The organism is Streptomyces sp. DvalAA-14 (assembly GCF_900091855.1).
Classification (GTDB): domain Bacteria; phylum Actinomycetota; class Actinomycetes; order Streptomycetales; family Streptomycetaceae; genus Actinacidiphila.
Genome location: NZ_FMCH01000089.1, coordinates 1 through 4,584 on the forward strand (window position 1 = coordinate 1; position 4,584 = coordinate 4,584).

General features: G+C 77.7%; 5 protein-coding genes. 3 read left to right on the plus strand and 2 right to left on the minus strand.

Translation table 11 applies throughout. The features are described from left to right. The 3 genes from GA0115240_RS04425 to GA0115240_RS04435 all read left to right on the plus strand — a co-directional run. Nucleotides 1-939: glycosyltransferase (locus GA0115240_RS04425; RefSeq protein ID WP_107407093.1), on the plus strand; the 939-nt coding region annotated here is incomplete at its 5' end. After that, nucleotides 936-2,132, plus strand: a complete 1,197-nt coding sequence (locus GA0115240_RS04430) for a glycosyltransferase (RefSeq protein ID WP_093735334.1) — start codon at nucleotides 936-938, stop codon at nucleotides 2,130-2,132. The genes GA0115240_RS04425 and GA0115240_RS04430, both read left to right, overlap by 4 nt. Then, a complete protein-coding gene (locus GA0115240_RS04435; RefSeq protein ID WP_176724981.1) occupies nucleotides 2,129-3,148 on the plus strand; it encodes an SGNH/GDSL hydrolase family protein in 1,020 nt (339 codons plus the stop codon). Before GA0115240_RS04430 ends, GA0115240_RS04435 begins: the two co-directional genes overlap by 4 nt. Here the strand turns inward: GA0115240_RS04435 and GA0115240_RS04440 are convergent. Next, nucleotides 3,040-3,930, minus strand: coding sequence for a 5-oxoprolinase subunit C family protein (locus tag GA0115240_RS04440; protein WP_093735335.1), 891 nt, complete (start codon nucleotides 3,928-3,930; stop codon nucleotides 3,040-3,042). The two genes, GA0115240_RS04435 and GA0115240_RS04440, sit on opposite strands and share 109 nt — an antisense overlap. Next, nucleotides 3,927-4,556, minus strand: coding sequence for a 5-oxoprolinase subunit B family protein (locus GA0115240_RS04445; protein WP_093735336.1), 630 nt, complete (start codon nucleotides 4,554-4,556; stop codon nucleotides 3,927-3,929). The genes GA0115240_RS04440 and GA0115240_RS04445 overlap by 4 nt, the downstream gene beginning before the upstream one ends. Nucleotides 4,557-4,584: the final 28 nt, after the last annotated feature.

The window sequence follows — 4,584 nt, forward strand, 5'->3', positions numbered from 1 at the left end:
CCGCTGCCCGGCTACTCGCAGGTGCGGGTCGCCCTGCCCGGCCGCCGCACCGCCGCCGCCATCGCCGCCCACCGCACCGAGATCGTCCACCTGGCCAGCCCGTTCGTCCTGGGCGTCCGGGGCCTGGCCGCGGCCACCCGGCTGCACATCCCGGCGGTCGCCGTCTACCAGACCGACCTGGCCGGATACGCCAAGACCTACCTCAACGCCGGTGAGGCCGCCGCCTGGCGGCGGATCCGCGGCGTGCACACCGCCGCCGCCCGCACCCTCGCCCCCTCCAGCGCGTCCGTCACCGCCCTGGAGGAGCAGGGTGTGCCCCGGGTCCACCTGTGGCCGCGCGGCGTCGACTCGGTCCGCTTCCACCCCGCCCACCGCGACGACTCGCTGCGCCGCGAACTCGCGCCGCGCGGCGAGCTGATCGTCGGCTACGTCGGCCGGCTCGCCGCCGAGAAGTACGTCGAACTGCTCGCCGAGACCTGCGCGCTGCCCGGCGTGCGGGTGGTCGTCGTCGGCGACGGCCCCAGCGTGCCCGCCCTGAAGTCCGCCCTGCCCGGCGCGGTCTTCCTCGGCCGCAGAACCGGGGGCGACCTCGCCCGCATCTACGCCTCGCTCGATGTCTTCTGCCACACCGGCCCGTTCGAGACCTTCTGCCAGACCGTCCAGGAGGCGATGGCCAGCGGCGTGCCGGTAGTGGCGCCCGCGGCCGGCGGCCCGCTGGACCTGGTGGACCACGGCCGCACCGGCCTGCTGGTGCCGCCCGGCGACGCCACCGCGATCCGGGTCGCGGTGCAGATGCTGCACGCCGACCCCCGGCTGCGCCTCCGCTTCGCCGCCGCCGCCCGCGAGGCGGTGGCCACCCGCACCTGGGAGGCCGTCGGCGACCAACTGCTCGACCACTACGACCAGGTCCTCGGCGAACGCAAGGCGGCAGCGGCATGACCACCCCGCCCAACGACACCCCGTACACCCGTGAGCCCGAGCGGGGCCTGCGCATCGTCCGGATCGCCAACTTCGTCACCCCCGTCTCCGGCGGCCTGCGCACCGCGCTGCGCCACCTCGGCGAGGGCTACGCGGCGGCCGGGCACGAACCGGTGCTGGTCATCCCCGGCGCCACCACGTCCGACGAACTCACCGCGCAGGGCCGGGTGATCACCCTGCCCGGGCCGGAGATCCCCGGCACCGGCGGCTACCGCGTGCTGGCCCGCCGCGCCCCCGTGGAGGCGGTACTGGAATCGCTGCGGCCCGACCGGCTGGAGGTCTCCGACCGCACCACGCTGCGCTGGACCGGCGAGTGGGCCCGGCGGCACCGCGTCCCGGCGGTGATGGTCTCCCACGAGAGCGCCGACGGCGTGCTCGGCACCTGGGGCCTGTCCGCCGGCACCGCCCGCCGTACCGCCGACGCCCTCAACCGCCGCACCGCCCGCTCCTACACCAAGGTGCTGTGCACCACCGCCTGGGCCGCCGCCGAGTTCGAACGGATCGGGGCGCGCAACGTCGTGCGGGCGCCGCTCGGGGTGGACCTGGCCCGCTGGCACCCGGACTTCCGCGACCCGGCGGTGCACCGGCGCTACGCCCTGGGCGCGCCGGTACTGCTGGTGATGTGCTCGCGGCTGTCCCCGGAGAAGAAGCCGGACACCGCGCTGCACACCCTGGCCCGGCTGCGCGCCGAGGGCGTCGACGCCTCCCTGGTGGTGGCCGGCGAGGGACCGCTGCGGGCCCGCCTGACCACCTACGCCCGCAGCGCCCGACTGCCCGTCACCTTCCTCGGCCACATCGCCTCCCGCGACGAACTGGCCGCGGTCCTGGCCAGCGCCGATGTCGCGCTGGCCCCGGGGCCGGTGGAGACCTTCGGGCTGGCCGCCCTGGAGGCGCTGGGCTCGGGCACCCCGGTGGTGGTCAGCTCCCGCTCGGCGCTGCCCTCCCTGGTCGGTCCGGCGGGCGCGGCGGCCGACACGCCCGCCGAGTACGCCGCCGCCGTCCGGCGGCTGCTGACGGTGCCCGTGGCGGAGCGCCGGGCCCGGGCCCGTACCCGGGCCGAGCTGTACACCTGGCCGGCCGCGGTCCACGCCTTCCTCACCGCGCACGGCGCGGCGCTGTCCGCCGACCGCCTCGCGGAGCGGATGCCGTCGTGAGCGCCGACCGGCCCCCGGACCGTTTCCCCGACCGGCCCGCTCCCCGGTCCGCCGGCCGGCCGGCCGTGCGGTTCGCCGTCCTCGGTGACTCGCTCAGCGAGGGAGTGGGCGATCCGCTGCCCGGCGGCGGATGGCGCGGCTGGGCCGCCCTGCTCGCCGAGGGCATCGCCGGGCGCCCGCAGGACACCGCGGTCGTCAACGCGGCCTGGAGCGGCGCCCGTACCGGCGACGTGGCCGGGCCGCAACTGGCCGCCGCGCTGCGGCACCGGCCGCAGCTGGCCTCCGTGCTGGCCGGCGGCAACGACACGCTGCGCGGCAACTTCGCCATCGAGGCGGTGGCCGGCGACCTGCACCGGGCGATCGGCACGCTGCGGGCCGCCGGGGCCGACGTGCTCACCGCGTGCCTGCCGGACCCGGGCAGCGTCCTCAACCTGCCCTGGCCGCTGGCCAGGCCGCTGGAGCGGCGGATGCGGGCCCTGAACGACACCGTGCACGCGCTGTCCGCCCACCACGGCGCGATCCATGTGCACGCCGCCGACCACCCCTGGACCACCAAGCCCGGCGCGCTCAGCGCGGACCGGCTGCATCCCAGCGAGATCGGGCACCGGCTGCTCGCCCGGGACTTCCACACCCGCCTCACCGCCGCCGGCATCGCCACCGGACCGGCGCCCCGCTGCGAACCGGCCGGCGCGCCGCCCGGACCCGCCTCCTCCGTGTGGTGGATGGCCACCCGCGGCACCCGGTGGGTCGCGGACCGCTGCACCGATCTGCTCCCCGACCTGCTGCGGCTCGCGTGGGAGGAATACCGGCACCACAGCCGCGGCACCGCGCCGCTGCTCGACCTCGCCGCCGCCGAGGCCACCGCCCGCGCCCTCGCGGACCTCGGCCTGGTGTCCGGGCCGGTCGATCACACCAGGCGGGTGGAGCGCACCGGGACGAAACGGATCCTCGTGCCCGGCGGCGACTGGGCCGCGGCCGGCAGCGAGCCCTCCGGCACCACCCCGATCACCGGATAGCCGCCGGTGGTCGGATGATCGGACAGGAAGACGACGGGGCGCCCGTCGGGCGGCACCTGAACGGCGCCCAGCACCATGCCCTCGCTCGGCAACTCACCGGCGCGGGCCCGGTCCAGCGCCGGGCCCAGCGTGCGCAGCCCGATCCGGTTCGACTCCGGGGAGACGCGGTACAGCCCCGCGGCCAGGGCCCGCAGCGCACCGGGCGCGAACCAGTCGTCCCGCGGCCCCGGCGCCAGCGGCAGCACCAACTCCCGCCCCCGGCCGCCGCACACCATCACATCCGCGCCCCGGCTGCGGCCGCGGTCCGGGCCGACCGGCAGCTCGTCACCCTCGGCCGCCGGGCGCGGCCCGAGCCCGGACAGCAGATCCGTCGAACGGCTGCCGAGCACCGCGGGCACCCCGATGCCACCCGCGACCGCCAGATACGACCGCAGGCCCTCCGTCGCCGCACCCACGTCGAGCAGTGCGCCGGCCGGGACCCGCACCGCGGCGCCCCACGCGGCGGGCCGCCCGTCCACCCGCACCGCGCAGGCCGCTCCCGTCACCGCCACCACCACCGGCCGCGACGGCCGCACCCCGCAGCCGGTCACCGTCGTCTCCAGGGCGGCCGCCCATTCCGGGTTGCCCACCAGCCGGTTCGCCAGCCGGTGCGCGGGCAGGTCCAGCGCACCGGAACGCGGCACGCCCAGATGCGCCCAGCCGGGCCGCCCCAGGTCCTGCACCGTGGTGAGCGCCCCGGCCCGGACCACGCGGAGCCGACCGGGGGAAGAGTCCGTGCTCACCCGGCCTCCTCGGTGAAACGCACCTCGGTGCCCGGCGCGAGCAGCGCCGCCGGATCCCGGTCCGGATCCCACAGCCGCGCCCCGGTGGTCCCGATCAGCTGCCAGCCGCCGGGGGAGGAGCGCGGATAGACCCCCGCGTACGGCCCGGCCAGGGCCACCGAACCCGCCGGCACGGCGGTGCGCGGGCTGGCGCGGCGGGGCAGCTGCAAATGCGCCGGCAGACCGGTCAAGTAACCGAAACCCGGGGCGAATCCGCAGAAGGCGACCCGGAACGCGGTCCGTACCACCAGGCCGACCGCTTCCCGCGGCCCGACCCCCCACCGTTCGGCGACCTCGGCGAGGTCCGGCCCGTCGAAACGCACCGGCAGCTCCAGCGCCTCGCCGCGGCCCGCTTCGACCGGCGGGACGTCCCAGCGGACGACGTCCAGCGCGAAGCCGCGCGGGTCGGTGAGGCCGCCGACCAGCACGGTACGGGCGGCGGGCACGATCTCGGTGACGTCGGACAGCTCGCCGGCCGCCCGCCGCCGCAGCAACTCCGCGTGCAGCGCCTGCGCCTGGGCCCCGTCCGCCGTCTCCAGCAGCACGGCGCGAGCCCCGGCGGGCAGCACGCGTACGGCCGGCCTCATCGCCGTCCCCCCGTCCGGCGGCCCCGCC

What these genes read in the sequence shown, in the direction of transcription:
- GA0115240_RS04430 (WP_093735334.1), top strand. Translation starts at nt 936, where the DNA reads ATGACCACCCCGCCCAACGACACCCCGTACACCCGTGAGCCCGAGCGG.
- GA0115240_RS04445 (WP_093735336.1), bottom strand. Translation starts at nt 4,556, where the DNA reads ATGAGGCCGGCCGTACGCGTGCTGCCCGCCGGGGCTCGCGCCGTGCTG.